Source organism: Arthrobacter sp. S39, from assembly GCF_004320525.1.
Lineage (GTDB): Bacteria > Actinomycetota > Actinomycetes > Actinomycetales > Micrococcaceae > Arthrobacter.
In genome coordinates this window covers 1-17,368 of the sequence record NZ_SIHX01000004.1, presented here as the reverse complement: position 1 = coordinate 17,368, position 17,368 = coordinate 1, and the positions used below count along the sequence as shown (strand labels likewise).

General features: G+C 65.9%; 20 protein-coding genes. 5 read left to right on the top strand and 15 right to left on the bottom strand.

Annotated elements, in window-relative coordinates; all coding sequences use genetic code 11:
• Positions 1-12: 12 nt before the first annotated feature.
• The 8 genes from EYS21_RS09155 to EYS21_RS09120 form a co-directional block, all read right to left on the bottom strand.
• Positions 13-981 (bottom strand): hypothetical protein, encoded by a 969-nt coding sequence (locus EYS21_RS09155; protein WP_131132907.1) that lies wholly within the window; start codon positions 979-981, stop codon positions 13-15.
• 108 nt (positions 982-1,089) lie between these two features.
• The gene (locus EYS21_RS09150) at positions 1,090-1,311 is read right to left on the bottom strand and encodes a hypothetical protein (RefSeq protein ID WP_131132906.1); all 222 of its coding nucleotides are present in this window, start codon (positions 1,309-1,311) and stop codon (positions 1,090-1,092) included.
• Complete coding sequence (locus EYS21_RS09145) at positions 1,308-2,588, bottom strand: inorganic phosphate transporter (RefSeq protein WP_131132905.1); 1,281 nt, start codon at positions 2,586-2,588, stop codon at positions 1,308-1,310. The genes EYS21_RS09150 and EYS21_RS09145 overlap by 4 nt, the downstream gene beginning before the upstream one ends.
• A gap of 152 nt (positions 2,589-2,740) precedes the next feature.
• Entirely contained in the window at positions 2,741-3,250 is a 510-nt protein-coding gene (locus EYS21_RS09140) for an HAD domain-containing protein (RefSeq protein ID WP_131132904.1), read from the bottom strand.
• Between the two features lie 13 nt (positions 3,251-3,263).
• Positions 3,264-3,947: a hypothetical protein gene (locus EYS21_RS09135; protein WP_131132903.1), complete on the bottom strand. Its 684-nt coding sequence runs from the start codon at positions 3,945-3,947 to the stop codon at positions 3,264-3,266.
• A 57-nt stretch (positions 3,948-4,004) separates the two neighbouring features.
• Entirely contained in the window at positions 4,005-4,436 is a 432-nt protein-coding gene (locus tag EYS21_RS09130; protein ID WP_131132902.1) for a VOC family protein, read from the bottom strand.
• 156 nt (positions 4,437-4,592) lie between these two features.
• Positions 4,593-5,309, bottom strand: coding sequence for a response regulator (locus EYS21_RS09125; protein WP_242633359.1), 717 nt, complete (start codon positions 5,307-5,309; stop codon positions 4,593-4,595).
• Positions 5,306-7,264 (bottom strand): DUF4118 domain-containing protein, encoded by a 1,959-nt coding sequence (locus EYS21_RS09120; RefSeq protein ID WP_131132901.1) that lies wholly within the window; start codon positions 7,262-7,264, stop codon positions 5,306-5,308. The genes EYS21_RS09125 and EYS21_RS09120 overlap by 4 nt, the downstream gene beginning before the upstream one ends.
• Positions 7,265-7,443: 179 nt before the next feature.
• Here EYS21_RS09120 and EYS21_RS09115 point away from each other — a divergent pair, with 179 nt between their 5' ends.
• Positions 7,444-9,420 (top strand): amino acid transporter, encoded by a 1,977-nt coding sequence (locus EYS21_RS09115; RefSeq protein ID WP_131132900.1) that lies wholly within the window; start codon positions 7,444-7,446, stop codon positions 9,418-9,420.
• A 104-nt stretch (positions 9,421-9,524) separates the two neighbouring features.
• Here EYS21_RS09115 and EYS21_RS09110 read toward each other — a convergent pair whose 3' ends face one another.
• A complete protein-coding gene (locus tag EYS21_RS09110) occupies positions 9,525-9,797 on the bottom strand; it encodes a helix-turn-helix transcriptional regulator (RefSeq protein ID WP_131132899.1) in 273 nt (90 codons plus the stop codon).
• Positions 9,798-9,850: 53 nt separating this feature from the next.
• Between EYS21_RS09110 and map the strand changes: the two genes are divergently transcribed.
• Positions 9,851-10,621 (top strand): type I methionyl aminopeptidase, encoded by a 771-nt coding sequence (gene map / locus EYS21_RS09105; RefSeq protein ID WP_131133252.1) that lies wholly within the window; start codon positions 9,851-9,853, stop codon positions 10,619-10,621.
• Here the strand turns inward: map and EYS21_RS09100 are convergent.
• The gene (locus tag EYS21_RS09100) at positions 10,618-11,262 is read right to left on the bottom strand and encodes a DNA alkylation repair protein (RefSeq protein ID WP_131133251.1); all 645 of its coding nucleotides are present in this window, start codon (positions 11,260-11,262) and stop codon (positions 10,618-10,620) included. The two genes, map and EYS21_RS09100, sit on opposite strands and share 4 nt — an antisense overlap.
• Positions 11,263-11,525: 263 nt before the next feature.
• Here EYS21_RS09100 and EYS21_RS09095 point away from each other — a divergent pair, with 263 nt between their 5' ends.
• Positions 11,526-12,521, top strand: a complete 996-nt coding sequence (locus EYS21_RS09095; RefSeq protein WP_131132898.1) for a patatin-like phospholipase family protein — start codon at positions 11,526-11,528, stop codon at positions 12,519-12,521.
• On the opposite strand, the gene EYS21_RS09090 is transcribed toward EYS21_RS09095, so the two are convergent.
• On the bottom strand, positions 12,518-12,904 hold the full coding sequence (locus EYS21_RS09090; protein WP_131132897.1) for a DUF1801 domain-containing protein: 387 nt from the start codon (positions 12,902-12,904) through the stop codon (positions 12,518-12,520). The genes EYS21_RS09095 and EYS21_RS09090 overlap by 4 nt on opposite strands.
• A gap of 83 nt (positions 12,905-12,987) precedes the next feature.
• On the opposite strand from EYS21_RS09090, the gene EYS21_RS23375 reads away from it, so the two are divergent.
• On the top strand, positions 12,988-13,152 hold the full coding sequence (locus EYS21_RS23375) for a hypothetical protein (RefSeq protein WP_165478289.1): 165 nt from the start codon (positions 12,988-12,990) through the stop codon (positions 13,150-13,152).
• A gap of 493 nt (positions 13,153-13,645) precedes the next feature.
• On the opposite strand, the gene EYS21_RS09075 is transcribed toward EYS21_RS23375, so the two are convergent.
• The 3 genes from EYS21_RS09075 to EYS21_RS09065 form a co-directional block, all read right to left on the bottom strand.
• On the bottom strand, positions 13,646-14,614 hold the full coding sequence (locus tag EYS21_RS09075) for a squalene cyclase (RefSeq protein WP_131132894.1): 969 nt from the start codon (positions 14,612-14,614) through the stop codon (positions 13,646-13,648).
• An 86-nt stretch (positions 14,615-14,700) separates the two neighbouring features.
• Complete coding sequence (locus EYS21_RS09070) at positions 14,701-15,381, bottom strand: DUF4166 domain-containing protein (protein WP_131132893.1); 681 nt, start codon at positions 15,379-15,381, stop codon at positions 14,701-14,703.
• 2 nt (positions 15,382-15,383) lie between these two features.
• Positions 15,384-16,136, bottom strand: a complete 753-nt coding sequence (locus tag EYS21_RS09065; RefSeq protein WP_207307730.1) for a hypothetical protein — start codon at positions 16,134-16,136, stop codon at positions 15,384-15,386.
• Between the two features lie 170 nt (positions 16,137-16,306).
• Here EYS21_RS09065 and EYS21_RS09060 point away from each other — a divergent pair, with 170 nt between their 5' ends.
• A complete protein-coding gene (locus EYS21_RS09060) occupies positions 16,307-16,927 on the top strand; it encodes an L-threonylcarbamoyladenylate synthase (RefSeq protein ID WP_131132892.1) in 621 nt (206 codons plus the stop codon).
• Between the two features lie 50 nt (positions 16,928-16,977).
• Here EYS21_RS09060 and EYS21_RS23705 read toward each other — a convergent pair.
• Positions 16,978-17,368: HNH endonuclease signature motif containing protein (locus EYS21_RS23705; protein WP_242633358.1), on the bottom strand; the 391-nt coding region annotated here is incomplete at its 5' end.

The window sequence follows — 17,368 nt, the reverse complement described above, 5'->3', positions numbered from 1 at the left end:
GCTGGGCGCCCCTCACGGTTGCAGACCGGCCGACGGCGTGGGGCCGGTTGCGGGTGCTTCCGTTCCGGACGGCGTCGGGCCGGGTGTGGAAGGCGTCGACGGCGTCGGAACGGGCGTGGATGGGACGGCGTAGTGCAGCGTGGCCTCGCCCGACACGGCGGGGGTCGCCTGGACGGTCACCTGGGCAGCCGTGCCGGCGGCGCCCGGCGGTGCGTAGAACACAAACGGTCCGAACTGCGGCCCCTCAAACTCCGACGCCGTCCCGCCCACAAAGACGGCGTCCACGTTCACGAAGAATCCCTCTAGCCGTACGGGCGTTCCGCCGCCCGCGGGAACCGTCGGTACGGCCGCACCGGCATGCGGGCCGTCCAGGACGGTCAGCCCGGTCAGCTGCCGCCGGCAGTCATCACCGGCCTGCGGGTCTACGCGCAGCTGGACGCCAGGGTACTCGCCACGCACAACGATGGCCTGGCGCAGGGACTCGCTGACTTTGATCTCCCAGCACCTTTCCGGCGGGAGTTCCGGGATGACCGCCAGGAGTTCACGGGCACGCTGCCAGTCAGGGGGGCTGTCGGAGGCCAGGGCCACGCACGTGGCGCCGGCTGCCGCCCACACCGCGGGGAAGGAGGGGTTGAGGGTGGAATCCTGGAGGCCGGTGCAGTCCCGGCTGCGGAGCAGTTCGTAGAGCGCGCCCTCCGGCGGGTCGGTCGGCGCGGCCGGTCCGAGCGGAACCCAGCGGATCACGGGGGCGTCCGGGACAGCCGGCCCAACAACGGGTCCGGGCAGCGGCCTGACGGTTGGCAGGTCAGGCGGGGCAGGTGGTGGTGAAGGTGACGGGCTCGTCGTGGTCGCGGCCGCCGTCGTACTTTCCCGGGAAGCCGGTACGTCCGGGGATGCGAAGCATCCACTGGCGAGGACCAGCAGGCACAGGGAAGCCGCAGCGGCCGCTGTTCTTGCTCCTGCGGCGGTTTGGCTGTGCATGACAGGCCCACCTGCTTCCGGCAAACCCGGACTGGCTGGTGCCGGCCGGGCGGACATGCTGAAACAGTGTTAACTATTCCCCTGCAGCAGGTTATCCGCCAGACAAAACTACTTGCTGAAGTACGGGATGATCAGGTACAGGCCAAACAGCACGGCGATGCCGCAGAGTCCAAAGCAGATGTACGCGAGGGAGCGCTTCGCGCGCGGTGAGGCCTGCTCGGCGTCACCGGCGATGGCGGTCAGCCGGACGCCGAGTGAGTAAAGGACCACCACGGTCACGGCAGCCACCAGGGTGGTGCCGGCTACGGTCAGGAGTTCCAACCACTTCATCGCTGACTATCCTTCTGCTCATTCGCCTCGACTGGGGCTTCGACTGCATCTTCGGTGGGGGCTTCGGCATTGGACCTGGCCGCCCTGGCCTTGGCGCGGGCACGGGCAAGGGCTTTCTTCTTGGCGAAGCGGACTGCCTGTCCGGCTTCTTCGACCTCAACGGCGTTGTGGTGGCCCACCTGGGATTTGCGGGAGTAGAAGAACATAAACAGCACCGCGGCTGTGCCTGCGACGGCTGCAATCAGCACGCCCACCACTCCGGTCTTGACGAGCAGCGCGGTCAGGGCCCCTACGATGCCTGCGGCCGGGAGTGTGAACAGCCAGCCCAGCGCGATCTTGCCCACCATGTTCCAGCGGACGGTGGTGCCTTTGCGGCCCATGCCGGAGCCGATGACGGAGCCGGACGCCACTTGGGTGGTGGAAAGGGCGAAGCCCAGGTGCGAGGAGGCCAGGATGGCCGACGCCGTGCTGCTCTCGGCTGCGAAACCCTGGGCGGGTTTGACCTCGGTGAGGCCGGATCCCATCGTCCGGATGATCCGCCAGCCGCCGGCATACGTGCCCACGGCAATGGCAATGGCGCACGCGGCGATGACCCAGAACTGCGGTCCGGAGCCTGGCGCCTGGGTGCCGGCGGCAATCAGGACAAGGGTAATGATGCCCATGGTCTTCTGCGCGTCATTGGTGCCGTGCGCCAGTGCCACCAGGCTCGAGGTAAAGATCTGGCCGGTGCGGAATCCGCCGCGCTTCTGGGTCAGTTTGCTGCCGGTATCGGGATCGTGGCGGGCGGTCAGCGCATATGCCAGCCGGGTGCAGATGTAGGCCACAATGCCGGCGATAAGCGGGGCAAAGATGGCCGGGAGGATGACCTTCTGCAGGAGGGTTTCCAGGTTCACGGAGTTGAAGCCGATCCCCGCGATGGCCGCGCCAATGAGGCCGCCGAAAAGGGCATGGGATGAGCTGGAGGGCAGGCCTTTGAGCCACGTGATCATGTTCCAGAGGATGGCGCCCATCAGTCCTGCGAAGATGATGTCCGGGGTGATCTGGACGCCGTCGGATCCTTCGCGGATGATGCCGCCGGAAACGGTCTTGGCGACCTCCGTTGACAGGAAGGCACCCACCAGGTTCAGGACGGCGGCGAGTGTTACTGCAGTCTTCGGCTTGATGGCACCTGTGGCGATGGGCGTGGCCATCGCGTTCGCAGTGTCATGGAAGCCGTTCGTGAAGTCGAAAAATAGTGCCAGTGCGATGACCAGCGCCACCATGAAGGTGATATCCACCTGTTGCCCAATCTGCAGAGTCGACGTTCAGCAGTTTCTTTCCCCCGGCTGCCTTGCACAGCATAATTCACCAGCTGTTCGCGTGGAATGACCTGCGGCGTTAACAGGACCGGCGTGAAACCTTATCGATCGTACGCGTACCGGGCATCAGGTCAAAACAGCGGCGGCCTGAGGAAGGAGCTGACCGAATCCAGTTCAGCAGGCGAGATTCCGTGCCGCGGATCAGGTGACACCAGCAGGATCCGGGCGCCGAGGAACCGGGCCCACTGCTGGGCTTCCCGTTCAAACCGGAGCTGGTCGTCGATCCACACGATCCGCTCCGGGTTGCTCTGTTCCAGATCCGCCTGCAGCGCCGAGAGTTTCCACCACCCCTCCCCTGTGTTGCCGCCGTCCGCGGTCAGGCAGGGCCACCGGCCGCCGCTTAGGCCGATCGCGGGACACAGGAATTCCGCTGCCATGTCCTCCCAGCTGGTCAGCCAGATACACCTGACGTGCGGCGCCCCTGCCAGGCCGTTGAGCCCGTCCACCAGTTCCTGCGCGTAGGCAACCTGCAGCAGGCCGGCGTTCGCGCGGCGCCATTGGGAGCCCCATTCGCTTCGTCCAACGGGGCCGAACGGGCAGATGACGCCGTCCACGTCCAGGTACAGGGTGACACTCCCCACAGCCGCGGGTGCCTCAGCGTTGGGGGAAGTCCGACGGTTTGCCGGAGTCCAGCATGGGCGCCACTTTCTCTTCCAGAGCGGCCACCGTGGCGTCGGGAAGGACGATGAGGCCGTCCAGTTCCCGGCGGGCCCGTTTATAGGCTGCCTGGCGTTCGGCCGGTGTTGCTGCGCTGTCTTCTGCGAGCCGCAGCAGTTTCCTGGCAGTGGCGAGCCGCTCCCGTTCCGGGCCGGAGAAGTTGGTGTCCCTGATGCGCCTGGCTTCCCGCTCCGCCACCGAGAACGCAACCTCGTAGCCGTTGACTGCCGTGCGGTAGGCCTCAAGCCGGGACGCCGCTGTCAGCTCCTTGGCCGAGTCGGGCCGGAGGCCGTCAGCATCCCGCTTTGCGCGCAGGAACGCCACGGTCAATGGTTCTCGGACGTCGGTCATCAGCGGAAAATCGATCAGCTTCCCCACGTCCAGCTCATAGTCCAGCCATCGCCTGTTGACGGCATCGTGTGTGGCCATCAGCGACGCCACTTCGGCTTCAGCGACCTGCTCCGCCTGGAGTGACTGGTTCCTGAGTTTGTACAGTTCCACCCGCCGCTGGTGCCTGCGCTCGGTGGACTTCTGCCATGAACGGGCCCAGCCGCCCATCACACCGCTGAGGGGAAAGACCAACCACCAGTTATGGGCCAGGAAATCGAGGATGGGCTGCACGCCTCCATCGTCGCACTGCGTGCAGCCGCTCCTCAAGGACTGGAGGCGGGGACCTGGCTAGGAAGCGGGCGCCGCCTGCGGGTTGTTGACGTTGACCAGCCACGCTGTCCCAAACCGGTCCGTGCACATGCCGAAGATGTCGCCCCAGGGCGCAGGTTCCAGCGGAACGGTCACGCTGCCGCCGTCGCCGCTCAGCTTCTCCCAGTAACCGCGCAGCTCGGCTTCGTCGTCGCCGCTGAGCGAAACGGAAATGGAGCTGCCGGAGGCGAGGTCCATGCCGTTGGGCGTATCGGCCCCCATCAGGACCAGGCCGTTGGATGCGGTCAGCATGCCGTGCATGATCTTGTCGGCTTCCGCCAGATCCTCGCTGGCCTGGAACTCACCGAACGTGCTCAGGGCCAGCTCGCCGCCGAACACTGACTGGTAAAAGGTCATCGCCTCACGGGCGTTGTCGCGGAAGCCAAGGTATGGGTTGAGCGTCGTCGGCATGGCCGGTTCTCCTTGCGGTACGTAACGGAATCGGAACGGAACAGTCAACATCCTGCCGCAATTCCATCCCGGTTCATAGGGTTCCCGGCCGCCGGTTTCCCCGCAGGATTCAAGGCCGGATTCAGGGCCAGATTCAGCGCCTGACTCAGCCCTGGTTCAGGGCATAAAACGGTACCCTACGCCCGGCTCGGTGATCAGGTGGCGCGGGTTTCCGGGGTCGGCCTCAAGCTTCCGGCGCAGCTGCGCCATGTACACGCGCAGGTAGTTGGCTTCCTTCTGGTACGCCGGTCCCCAGACGTCCAGGAGCAGCTGCTGCTGGGTCACGAGCCGGGCCGGGTTCCGGACCAGCAGTTCCAGGATGTTCCATTCGGTGGGTGTCAGCCGGACCGCGTCACCTTCCTTCGTAACGCGCCGCCGGGCAAGGTCCACGGTGAAGGAGGACGCCGCCACGGTGGGCGCCGATTCGGGCTCCGGAACGCGGCGGAGCAGCGCACGCAGCCGGGCAAGGAGCTCGTCCAGGCCGAAGGGTTTGGTGATGTAGTCGTCCGCGCCCGCGTCCAGGGCGTCCACTTTGTCGGATGAACCGTGCCGCGCGGAGAGCACCAGGACGGGAAGGCTGCTCCAGCGGCGGAGTTCCTGCAGGACCTCCGCCCCGTCCAGGTCCGGCAGTCCCAGATCCAGGATCATCACGTCCGGCGGATGGTGGGATGCGGCACGCAGGGCCGTGCCGCCGTCGGCCGCTGTTTCCACGGCGTAGCCGTGTGCCTGGAGCGTGATCCGGAGCGCCTTCAGCAGGTGGGGGTCGTCGTCGACCACCAGGACGCTGGTCCGGTGGCCACCCTGCAGGCCGGCGTGGGCCGGGTCCGTGTTCACGTGGCCTCCTGACGCGGCTGGCCGGCCGCGTGGCGCGCACCCGTTGAGCCGGTGGAAAGGGCCAGCCGGATCACCATGGTCAGTCCGCCGCCCGGAGTTTCCTGTGCCGTCAGCGTGCCGCCCATGGCTTTGACGAAACCGTCGGCGACGGCGAGGCCCAGTCCCACGCCGGTGGCCTGGGGCCGGTCGTGGAGCCGCTGGAACGGCTGGAACATGTCCAGGACCTTCCGTGCCGGGACGCCGGCGCCGTGGTCGATGATCCGCAGCTCGCCGGACGGATAGCCGTCGAGGGTGGCCGAGCCCAACCCGTCGGAGGCGCCGGTGACTGTGATCCCCGAGCCGGGTGCGTACTTGACGGCGTTCTCCACGATGTTGGCAACGACGCGCTCCAGCAGGACCGGATCGGCTTCCACGGTGGGCATGTTGGCCGGCAACTCCACCCTCACCGTGCCGTCCGGAAGACCGCGGAGCGCGGGCGCAACAACATCGCTCCAGCGCACCGGTCCAAGCATCGGCCGCACTGAATCGGCGGTGATCCTGGACATGTCCAGCAGGTTCCCCACCAGCTGGTCCAGCCGGTCCGTGCACTCGTCAATGGTTTCCAACAGCTCCCTTTGCTCCTCAGGGGTGTAAGTGACGGACCGCTGCAGCAGGCCGCCGGTGGCGAGTTTGATGCCGGCCAACGGCGTCCGCAGGTCGTGGGACACCGCCCGCAGAATTGCGGTGCGCATGGTGTTCCCTTCGGCCAGCCGCAGCACCTCGCGCCGGCTCACGGCCAGCTGGCGTCGTTCCAGCTGGGCTTTCACGTGGACCGCAAACGCACCCAGCAGCCGGCTTTCCGAGGCCGGCACCTCCCGGCCGAACAGCACCAGCCGGGTGCCGGCGTCGACCGCTTCCGCGGTGCTGCCAGCCGGCGCCGGGACGCCAGGCGCCCACGCCGGGGTGTCCCCGGCGCCGGCAAGCAGCCTCCAGACCTCTCGGCCGGAGTCCGTTCCAGGCACACCGGCGGATTTCGACGGCGGTTCCCCACCCGCCGTCGGGCCTTCCCGGCTGGTGAACACGCCGGCCCCGGTGGCGCCGAAAACGTCCAGTGCTTCCGACAGGATCCCCTCCAGGGAGTCCTCCGAACGGGACGCACCCAGTGCGAGGTCTCCAAGCGTTGCAGACTCCGCCTGGGCGCGGGCGGCCTCCTTGGAACGGCGGGCGGACCTGTCCACCACGCCGGCGACGGCCACGGAAACGCCCACAAAAACACCCAGCGAGAGGAAGTCCTGCGGATCGCTGATCGCCAGGTCACCCAGCGGCGGGGTGGAGAAGTAGTTCACCAGGACGCTGCTCCAGAGCGCACCGACCACGGCCGGCCACAGCCCGCCCACCAGAGCCACCGCCACGGCGCCCGCCAGCTGGACCAGGACCGCAGTGGCAACACTGTGGTCGAAGGCTGCCAACAGCAGCTGCAGCAGGACGGGAAGGGAAGCTGCCAGGGCAAAGCCGACGGCCACCCTGGCCCGGCCAAGGTCCGGCCGCCGGCGTGGCTGGGCTGGCTGCGGCTCAAAGCGGGGAACCACCTGGACATCAATGTCGCCCGCGCCGCGGACCACCCGGGTCTCCACGGTGCCGCCGGAGAGCAGCCCGGACAGCAGTCCGGCCAGAGGCCTGCGCCGCGACTGTCCCACCACGATGTGGGTGGCGGCGGACTTTCGGGCGTAGTCGAGCAGGGCCCGGGAGGGGTCGGACGCGGAGACCGTGTGGTACGTCCCGCCCAGGTCAACCACCAGCCTGCGCTGTGCCTCCAGGGCCTGCGGCGACTCCCCCGGGGCGCCCTCAGCGGTGCGGACATGGACGGCCACCAGGTCACCGCCGTCGCTCCGTTCCAGGATCCGGGCGGCGCGGCGGATGAGCAGCTCTGCGTCGCCGCTGCCGTTGAGTCCGATGACTATCCGTTCCCGTGCCATGCGGCCATTCTCCCACCAGGATCCGTCGCCGTTTTTGCCGCCCCGCCCGGGCCGCTGTGTGGTCCGTCATAGCGGCGTTAAGGATCCGTCAAGATCCCCCGGAATCCGGTTCCGCCGCACGCGGGCGGTACTAGATTCGGCTGTGCCCGTGGCGCCGTGCCGCGGACTGAAAGGTTTTGATGACCACCATGAGCAGGCCGCCGGCGGACCCGTCGGCCCTCCGTCCCACGCGGAAGGCGGCCCTCGCCGGCTGGCTGCTGTTCGGGCTGCAGGACACCAAGGGTTCCCATCAGGGGCCCGGCGGCGTGGCGGCGGACGAGGAGAAGAAGCACCACTGGTGGCAGGTGATGTGCCTGACGGGCGTGGACTACTTCTCCACGCTTGGCTACCAGCCGGCCATCGCGGCACTCGCCGCCGGCGCCATCTCGCCGGTGGCCACGCTGGTGTTGGTGGCTGTGACGCTGCTGGGTGCCCTCCCGGTGTACCGCAGGGTAGCCGGCGAGAGCCACCGCGGCGAGGGTTCCATCGCCATGCTGGAGCGGCTGCTCCCCCGCTGGGGCGGGAAACTGCTGGTGCTGGTGCTGCTGGGCTTTGCGGCGACGGACTTCATGATCACCATGACGCTGTCCGCCGCCGACGCCACCGCCCACCTGATCGAAAACCCGTTCGCACCGGACTTCCTGCACGGCCAGGAGGTGGCGGTGACGCTGGTCCTGCTTGCCTTGCTCGCGGCGGTCTTCCTGCGCGGGTTCAAGGAGGCCATCGGCGTCGCCGTCGTCCTGGTGGTGGTGTACCTGGGGCTCAACGTGGTGGTCATTGCCCGGTCGCTCGGGGAGTCCTTCGCCCATCCGGTCGCCGTCGGCGACTGGTGGCAGACCCTCACTACCTCGCATGGGAATCCGCTGATGGCGGTGGCGGTCGCCCTGCTGGTCTTCCCCAAGCTGGCGCTCGGGCTGTCCGGCTTCGAAACCGGTGTGGCGGTGATGCCGCAGGTCCGGGGCGCCGCAGGCGACACCGAGGAGAACCCGGCCGGGCGGATCCAGGGGACGCGGAAGATGCTGACCACCGCCGCCGTGATCATGAGCTCCTTCCTGGTCACGAGCAGTTTCACCACCGTGGTCCTGATTCCCGAGGACCAGTTCCTGCCGGGCGGGCAGGCGAACGGCAGGGCGCTGGCGTTCCTGGCCCACGAATACCTGGGGGCCGGCTTCGGAACCGTCTATGACCTGAGCACCATCGCCATTCTCTGGTTCGCCGGTGCGTCCGCGATGGCCGGCCTGCTGAACCTTGTCCCCCGGTACCTGCCGCGGTATGGGATGGCCCCGGAATGGGCCAAGGCAGTCCGCCCGCTCGTGCTGGTGTTTACGCTGACCGGGTTCCTGGTCACCTGGCTGTTTGAAGCCGACGTCGACGCCCAGGGCGGTGCGTACGCCACCGGCGTGCTGGTACTGATGACCTCGGCGGCGGTGGCCGTGACGCTCTCCGCCCGCAGGCTGCAGCAGCGGAAGCGGACCATCGGTTTCGGTGTGATCGCGGTGCTTTTTGTCTACACCACAGTCACCAACATGTTTGAGCGCCCGGAAGGGATCCGGATCGCGGGGTTCTTCATCCTGGGGATCGTCAGCATCTCGCTGCTGTCCAGGGTGCTGCGTTCCTTCGAACTGCATGCCACACACGTCCGGCTGGACACCCAGGCCCTGGAGTTCATGGCGGAGAACCTGTCCGGCCCCATCGGCATCATCGCCCATGAACCCGTCCGCCAGACCGCGGAGGCGTACCGGCATAAGCTCGCATCCGCCGTGGAGGCCAGCCACTTCCCCGCCGACTACCAGGCGCTGTTCCTCGAAGTCATCGTGGACGATTCCTCAGACTTCGAGACGGCGCTGGAGGTCCGGGGTGTTATGCGGCACGGGTTTGCCGTGCTGGAGGTGCACGGACCGGTTGTGCCGAACACCATCGCCTCGGTGCTACTGCACATCCGCGACGTGACCGGGCTGATGCCGCATGTCTATTTCCGTTGGACCGAAGGAAATCCCGCGGTGAACCTCCTGAAGTTCCTGGTGCTGGGCGAGGGCGAGATCGCCCCGGTGACGCGGGAGATCCTGCGGGAGGCTGAGCCGGATGTCACCAGACGGCCCTGGGTGCACGTGGGGTGAGCCGTTCCGACGGCGGGGCTTCGGACCGCAGTGTGGCTGTGCTTTTCGGTCCGGCGCTGCTTGGCCGTTGCTGGCACTGCTAAGTGGCGTGCGGGCAGGTGCGCTCAGGAGGCCGCATCGAGCTTCCCGGGGGATGCCCTTCTCAGCGTTCCCTGGATGTCATCCAGGGAGAGCGCCAGTTCTTCCGCAAGGGCGGCCACGATCATAAAGGACGGCGTGGCGATCCGACCGGTCTCGATCTTCCTGAGCGTCTCAGGGGATATGCCGGCCCCGAGGGCCACCTGGACGAGGGTCCGCTCTCCCCGCGCGGCACGGAGCATCTCGCCGAGCAGTTTCCCTGCGCGGACATCTTCTGGGCTTAGGGGGACTCTGACCATCTTTCCAGCGTAGTACCGTTATAACAATAACGCTAACTATGCTGGAGGATTCATTGATTGAACTGCTCACGCCCCGGGAAATTGGCCAGGCCCGCCTGTCCGGACAATTCGTGGCAAAGACCCTGTCGGACTTGCGGGACCGAATCGAGCCCGGAACGAATCTCCTGGAAATAAACGATTGGGCGGCGTCGATGATCCGGACCGCGGGAGCCCGCTCGTGTTACGTCGACTACGCCCCGTCGTTTGGGCGGGGCCCCTTCGGGAAAGTCATCTGCACGTCCGTCAACGATGCGGTCCTGCATGGCCTGCCTTATGACTATGTCCTGATGGATGGAGATCTGCTCACGCTTGATTTCGCGGCAAGCGTTAACGGGTGGGTCACTGATTCCGCAATCAGCTTTGTTGTTGGGGATTCTGTTGCCTCTGGTGACCGGCACATGATCGAAACCACGGAGAAAGCGCTCCTGGCCGGTATCAGTGCGGCCCAGTCCGGTGCGCGCATTGGAGACATTTCGTATGCAATTGGTTCTGTGCTCGAATCAGCACGCTTCCAGGTCAATACAGAATTCGGCGGACACGGTGTTGGAAGCACCATGCACCAGGACCCGCATATTCCGAACATCGGTAAACCGGGACGCGGATATGTCCTTCGCCCTGGACTGCTTTTGGCAATAGAACCCTGGGTCATGGACGGCACCAGGAAACTCGTAACAGCCCCTGATGGGTGGACCCTGTGCAGTTCCAATGGCCGCAGGACTGCGCACTCCGAGCACACGGTTGCGATTACCGAATCCGGACCGGTCATTCTCACGCAATTGGCCTAAACCGCCTGTTGCCGGCGCACCATCTCGGCGATCCATATGGGGGCGAAGGGGGACGTGCAGTTCGGAGGCGTCGGATAGTCCTTGAGGACTTCCAAACGCTCTCCGATGTCGATTGCACGGGCGCGGTGCTCTTCATTCTCGATCCCGATCTGGGCAAGGCAGTGGTTCATCGCCCACTGCAGTCGATCCGGGGCCTCCTGCATTTCGGCTTCGATGGTGTCGAGGAGCAGGGCGAGATCGAGGCCCGCAGGCTTCCTCACCACACGTTCAACGGTCAGCGCCCACCCGGCACTCGCGACAACAGGATCCGCATCGGCGAACCAGGCCACGCGAAGGTCCTCAGCGTGGGTGCTCTTCTTCACCACGTAGTTCACGAGCCAGTCGTGCACCTTGGGCGTGCGGGCCTGGCGCAGCATATCGTCCAGCTCGTCACGCTCGAACGCCTTCGGGCGACAGATCAGGACGGCAAGAAGTCTCGCCACTGTGCCACCCGTTTCCCACAGTTCCTTCGCGAGTTGCTGCTGCGTCTTCAGCCGCTTCGCTACCGCGCGCAACTGGCTCAGGTTCACGCCGTGGTCGTCACCGCGTTTCTCATTCACCTCACGCACCCTGGGGTCCTCGAGCGCGGCCAGTTCGGCCATCACCTCGGCCAACGTCGTTCCAACCACCGTCGTCGCAGCCACTGCAGCCTCCTGTCATCGCCTTCCGGATTCAGCCTATGACGGATGTCGTTGCGCACCGCTTCGCGGCGTGATAATTTTCCGGTGATCGTGATCTATCGGCAGGAGGTGAGTCCCATGAACGCAGTATCCGCAATGGGTGCTCCCCTGCAGTCCACGATCGCGCGACAGAGCTAGTCGCCACCGGGAGCGCCCCAACAGGCAATTCGCGAAAGGCGACTCCCATGAACACCACAACTTCTTCACCTCTGCCTTCCATGTCGACGACGGCCTCCGACCTGCCGGGGTCCGTCCAGGATCAGCCCCAGGTCGACGCCACAAAGGGGGCGCGTGCCGCCGGCGAGAGGGCGTTGGTCCTCGGTGGCGGCGGATCGACAGGCAACGCGTGGCTGATCGGCGTTATCGCCGGCCTGTCCGATGCCGGACTGGACGTGACCACGGCGGACCTCACCATCGGGACGTCAGCGGGCTCGACGGCGGCGGCCCAGATAGCCGGCGCGGCCCCTGGCGAGCTGTTTGCCGCCATCCTTGCCGCCACGCCTCAGCCACGGTCCGGTCCGGTCGGATCCGAACAAGGACGCGTACCAGTCAGGCCGGTGGCGGACCACCTGGAGAGTATAAGTAAAATCATCGCCGCCGCCGAGGATGCGGCTGACATGCGCCGCAGAATGGGCGCGGCGGCACTCGACATGGCTTCGGCGTCGGACGGCTCCTGGCAAACGCAGTGGCGCGCCACCGTCGCCTCGCGGCTGCCCAGCCTGCACTGGCCGCAACGAAAGGTGCTCATTACGGCGGTCGATGCCCATACCGGTGAACCGGTTGTGTTCGACCGGCACAGCGGGATCGACCTGGCGGACGCCGTCGCCGCCAGCTGTTCCAGTGGCCTGCCCTACGGGATCGGGGACAACCGGTACATCGACGGCGGCTACCGATCCAACGCAGAGAATGCAGATCTGGCAGCCGGATATGGGCGGGTGCTGGTGCTGTCGCCGTTCGGCGGCAGATCGCTGGCGCCGCTGGAGTGGGGCGTGCACCTCGCAACACAGGTCGACGAGTTGCGCGCACGCGGCAGCAGAGTGGAGACGGTCTTCCCGGACAGCAGCTCCGAGCACCTGTTCGGCGCCAATGCGATGGATCTGTCGATGCGGCCGGCCGCGGCCCGCGCCGGACACGGCCAAGGCAAAGCCCTCGCTGAGCAGCTCACGGCATTCTGGCGCTAGGCCCGAACCCACTCCCGCACCAGCGCAACGAATTCCGCCTGCCGCGCAGTCGCTGCTTCCGCGCTGGGAAAGATCACCTGGCCGCGGTCCTGGCCGATCATTTCCAGGAGGTCACTCCACTTGGCAGCATCAAAATTAAAGTTAGCCGCGTTGGCCTTTGCACCGCGGTGGAAAATCAGCTGAACCTGGTGAAGTGGGCGCAGGTTGAACGTGACCCGGTCAATCGAATCGAAGCAAAAGCTCGGCGCCTTCCACTTGATCTGCTCCGTTATTGCATCATCGGCCTCCAGGACCGCCAACCGCAGGGACTCGATGACCGGCTTCAACGGGTGATCCAGCGACTCCAGGAAGGAATCCACCACCGGGTTTCGATTTGGTGTCATAACGGACAGTCAAACACTTTCTGTCACCTGTCTATGCTTGGAATCGTCCGAACTGGACATCAAGTTTCTTGGGGGAAGAACATATGGACGCCGCTCCGCTGAATTCTTTTGTGCTGTTTGTCGTGTGCGCAGCCGTCTTCTTTTACATCCTGTACGGCGTGGTCCGGGCCGCGACCCGCGACGGAATAATCGCCGCCAGGCGGGAGCTCGAACGGACGAATGCGGCTGAGAATGGATCGGGCCGGTAAGCGTGGACAATGCGATGACGAGCCCTGAGCTCCTCCGGTGGCCGCCCAGCGACCGGAAGTACCGCCGGTCGGAAGTTTCGGCCGTCGTGGGCAGTGGCGATGCAGTGTGGGCCCGTGTCGCCGGCGAGGTGCTCCTTTGGAAGGTGAAAACCGCGAGTGGGTTTGTCGTGGACTCAACCGGACCGGCGTCGCCGGGAGACCTGCTAAATGTCACGGCCCGTATTTTCGGCGCCACAGTCGTTGAACAGTCGAAGTGGTAGCCGTTGTACAGGAGCCCGGCCGCGTAGGGTTCGCTTACCGGACAAATGCCAGGACATCCCGTCTCCGGTGAGGAGGCCTTCATCGTCCACCGTCACGGCGACGAAGTGCATCTCACGATCCGGTCGCTGACACGGGCAGCATCACACCAACCCTGGCGCGTGCTCTACCCGCTACTTCTGGTCGCGCAGCGGCTTGTCCGACGGCGGTACTTGCGCGCGCTCAGCTGACTGCCTCAGGCGTCCCACCAGGCGAGCACGCGCGTGCCGAAGAAAGTCAGCCACTTGGACGGCTCACCCGGGGCCACGTCGACGTCGAACCATACCCGTCCCGGGTGACGGCGCTCCTGCACCCACGTGCCGTCGGGGCGGCGGGCCCCTCGAATCACCTCTACCGCGTCCGCGATCCTGGGATCGGGCGCAATGCGGTCGTGCAGCGCCGCCGCCCGGAAATACTCCGCGGCATTCAGGGCGCTGTAAAACCAGCGGAACGGGTAGGCGAACCGTGTCACCCACGGTCCGACGAGTTCCCCCGTGGACAGTGTGTGAAGGAGCCGGCGCTGCAGCAGGTATTCCTCTCCGGCGCGGCGGGCAGCCCGCAGTCCATCGTTTCCGCCGGTCACGGACTCGTAGTACAGGAGACCCTTCAGGGAGTTGAGCGTGGAGTGGAAGGACGAGCGGGTGGAGCCGTCAACCCACTCGCAGTTCCACCCGCCGTCGGCCAGGCGATGGTCCAGGAACCACTGGGCGATGCCGGAGACATCGGTGCCCAGCCACGCGCCATTGGCGAGCGTGAAGGCGTTGATGCAGGCGTCAACTTCCCCTTCCCAATAGGGCAGGTTGTTGTACTCCCAACGGCTGTTCGCGGCGAGCAGGTCGGCGGTTCCAGCGAGGGCAGTTCCGTTGACGCCCCAGTCGCGGAGTGTATTGAGCGTCCACGTCGTTGCCAACCATGGCTGCCCGGCATCTTCGGCTGCTTCGGGACCTTTGAAGTCGAAGTCGTGGGGAAAGTACGCTCCGCCGGCCCACTGGCCGTCCGGATCCTGCAGCGCGAGCAGCCGCGCCGCTAGGCCTTCCGTCGTTATGCGGGCCCGGGTGGCTTCCCAGACCTCAGGCGGGGCGCCGGCAAGGTCGCACTGGACCTGCCACCGGAGCGCGGGGTCAGAGTCAAGCAACCAGTCGAGCAGATCGGGTTCCAAGGCCATCTTCGGCAGGCTACCACCGCCACGCCTACATTGGCCCACGGCCACGGAGATATTCGTTGCGGAAAATGGCTGCTGCTGGCCGGCCTCTATTCCCGGATTTCCTCCCGCCGCGGTTTGAGGTGCCCGGGGATTCCTCTATCGGACAGGGCCGGGAAGGTGCACTCGAATTCGCCGCGGTATCCAAAAAGGAATCCGACGACGGGGTTGCGCACCTGCAGCTGAATGGTGAATACCCCGCGGGCATCGTCAAAGCCCTCATACAGGTCTGCCGTCCCGGTGAGTAGCGCAGGAAAGGTGAATCCCACGACGCCTTCGTAGAACCTCTGGGCTCCGGATTGCAGGTGAAGGGATCCATCGGCAGTGACCTCCAGGACAAGGTCAGTGGCAAGGTGCTGGTGCGTCCCCAGGTAGTCAACGATGCCGCCGCTTTGTGCGCTGTGCACCATGGTGGCATCGAAGCGCCGTTTCTTGCGCGGCAGCTCCAGAGTCCTGACAAACGTAACTGTCGGGCGGCCGAATCCGTCGACATAGGGATAGTTCTCGATCGTGAACGGGATGTTGTTGCCCTGGTCAGGGAAGAGGATGTTGCGGTAAGCCCCGAGGCGCAGAAAGGGAACGGTCCACCAGGCCCCGCGGCGGACTTCTGCGAAAATTCCGCGTCCAACGCATGCGTAACCGGCTTCGGTGTCGACGCCGAAGCGTTTTTGCAGCATTGGGTGCAGGCTGTGGAAGTCGCTGCCCAAAGCCTGTTCAAAAATCGATGCCATGGTTACTCCTGACTGAGGGTTTTGTCGCCTGCAGGACGTGCGGAGGGTGACGGAAGTCCGGCAAGGGCGGACGGGACATGCGCCGAGCGCGGGTCAGGAGGCCGCCGCAGACACCGCCCGGCCCTGGGTACAGGCCAATGGGACGGCAGGATGCATGAAGCCAGCCCTGTAGCAACGCCCACAGCGGCGATGGCCGCGTTTCGTCCTGTCAGGGCGTGGCGGACCAGGAAACCGGCGGTCAGCAGCCCACCCGCCCTGGCCGCGGCGTCGATGAACCACCGGTTGCGGGACTCCGCGGGGTCGAGGTCCGACTCCGCCCACATTCTCAGGCGGTCAAAGCTTGTGGCCGTCGCCCAGCCCAGGGCCGGCCGGATCACACTGGAATCCAGGATTCGTCCGAGGATGCCCATTCCCGGCCGGTAGTTGTAGCCGGTGATGAACCGAAGACCGTCCTCCGTTGGAATGTACCGCCAGTATCCGGAACCTGGCCCAATGGGAGAAAGCACGTCAGCGGTGTCGAACTTCAGCACCGATGTGGCCTGGCCGTCGGGCCGATACCGGTGTCCCAGCGATGTCCCGACCCCTTGAATGCTGTGGAACGGGAGCCGGAACTCGTAGCGAAAACGGACAGGATCCTGGCCATCGCCAGGTTCAGGAACGATCCGTGAAAACCGCAGATCCCACCGGGGGTGCAATGCCGGGTCCTGGCTCAGGGTCCACACCCGCTCCAAGGAGGCCCGAATGCGGATCTCCACGTAGATCGGCCTGTGCGCCGCTGGTTCTTTCCCACCCAAAATTTCCCCCATCCCAGCATCCTAAAGTCCCGTTGGAGCCCGACGGGAATCTTCAGCTGTTCATCAGCTGCGTCGACGCCAGCGGCACGCCGCGGATGCACTATTCCGCCCCGGGCCGTAGGCTCAGGAGCATGGCCAGATACTTCGATGTTCATCCCCAGGATCCCCAGCCCCGCGCCATCACGCAGGCCGTGCGCATAGTGCTCGACGGCGGCCTGATCGCCTACCCGACGGACTCCTGCTACGCCCTGGGCGCGCAGTTGGGCAACAAGGACGCGCTCGACCGCATCCGCACCATCCGCAAGCTGGACGACAAGCACCACTTCACCCTTGTCTGCAAGGATTTCGCCCAGCTGGGCCAGTTCGTGAACATCGGCAACGACGTCTTCCGCAGCATCAAGTCAGTGACCCCCGGCCGTTATACGTTCATCCTGCCGGCCACCAAGGAAGTCCCCCGCCGGCTGCTGCACCCGAAGAAGAAAACAGTTGGCGTCCGGATCCCGGATAACCGGGTGGTGCAGGCGCTGCTCGCGGAGCTCGGCGAGCCCCTGCTCTCCAGCACGCTGCTCCTCCCGGACGAGGAGGATCCGCTGACGCAGGGCTGGGAAATCAAGGAGCGGCTCGACCATGAGGTGGATGCCGTCATTGATTCGGGCGACTGCGGGTCCGAGCCCACCACCGTGGTTGACTTCTCCAGCGGCGTGGCCGAAGTGGTACGCCGCGGCACCGGGGACCCTTCCCGCTTCGAATAGGCCTTTGGGCGTATGCCCTGGCCAGGATTGCGGGATGAGGGCACACCTGATCAGGCGTGGGCGTGGAGGAACCGCTCCAGGCCGTCTTCTCCCAGGGAGAGCCCGATGTGGGCGATGTCCGGGTGGCTGTAGAACGTGTCCGGCGGGGCTTGGGGTGGGCCGTGTTCGGTTGCTGCCACGTCGGATGTCAGCGTGGATGCCGCTGCCGGTTGCAGTTCTTTGGGTAAATGTGGAGGTTCCCAGTCCTGGTGTTCGCTGGTGTAGTGGCGGCCGCTGGGTGCTGTCCAGCCGGGTGGTTCGTTCTTGGTGGCCGCGGTAGGTCTCCACCCGCTGGTGTGTCTGAGCCGGTGGTGACGGGGACATGGATTTCCCAGGTTCGACACGCCGGTGGTTCCGCCCTGGTGCCAAGGGCGGAGGTGGTCCGCTTCGTTGTCCAGGGAT

Excerpts from the sequence above, each read along its gene's own strand:
- EYS21_RS09095 (WP_131132898.1), top strand. The coding sequence starts at position 11,526 with ATGAACACCACAACTTCTTCACCTCTGCCTTCCATGTCGACGACGGCC.
- EYS21_RS09150 (WP_131132906.1), bottom strand. The coding sequence starts at position 1,311 with ATGAAGTGGTTGGAACTCCTGACCGTAGCCGGCACCACCCTGGTGGCT.
- EYS21_RS09110 (WP_131132899.1), bottom strand. The coding sequence starts at position 9,797 with ATGGTCAGAGTCCCCCTAAGCCCAGAAGATGTCCGCGCAGGGAAACTG.
- EYS21_RS09090 (WP_131132897.1), bottom strand. The coding sequence starts at position 12,904 with ATGACACCAAATCGAAACCCGGTGGTGGATTCCTTCCTGGAGTCGCTG.
- EYS21_RS09075 (WP_131132894.1), bottom strand. The coding sequence starts at position 14,614 with ATGGCCTTGGAACCCGATCTGCTCGACTGGTTGCTTGACTCTGACCCC.
- EYS21_RS23375 (WP_165478289.1), top strand. The coding sequence starts at position 12,988 with ATGGACGCCGCTCCGCTGAATTCTTTTGTGCTGTTTGTCGTGTGCGCA.
- EYS21_RS09115 (WP_131132900.1), top strand. The coding sequence starts at position 7,444 with ATGACCACCATGAGCAGGCCGCCGGCGGACCCGTCGGCCCTCCGTCCC.
- EYS21_RS09070 (WP_131132893.1), bottom strand. The coding sequence starts at position 15,381 with ATGGCATCGATTTTTGAACAGGCTTTGGGCAGCGACTTCCACAGCCTG.
- EYS21_RS09060 (WP_131132892.1), top strand. The coding sequence starts at position 16,307 with ATGGCCAGATACTTCGATGTTCATCCCCAGGATCCCCAGCCCCGCGCC.
- EYS21_RS09100 (WP_131133251.1), bottom strand. The coding sequence starts at position 11,262 with ATGGCCGAACTGGCCGCGCTCGAGGACCCCAGGGTGCGTGAGGTGAAT.
- EYS21_RS09155 (WP_131132907.1), bottom strand. The coding sequence starts at position 981 with ATGCACAGCCAAACCGCCGCAGGAGCAAGAACAGCGGCCGCTGCGGCT.
- EYS21_RS09120 (WP_131132901.1), bottom strand. The coding sequence starts at position 7,264 with ATGGCACGGGAACGGATAGTCATCGGACTCAACGGCAGCGGCGACGCA.
- EYS21_RS09130 (WP_131132902.1), bottom strand. The coding sequence starts at position 4,436 with ATGCCGACGACGCTCAACCCATACCTTGGCTTCCGCGACAACGCCCGT.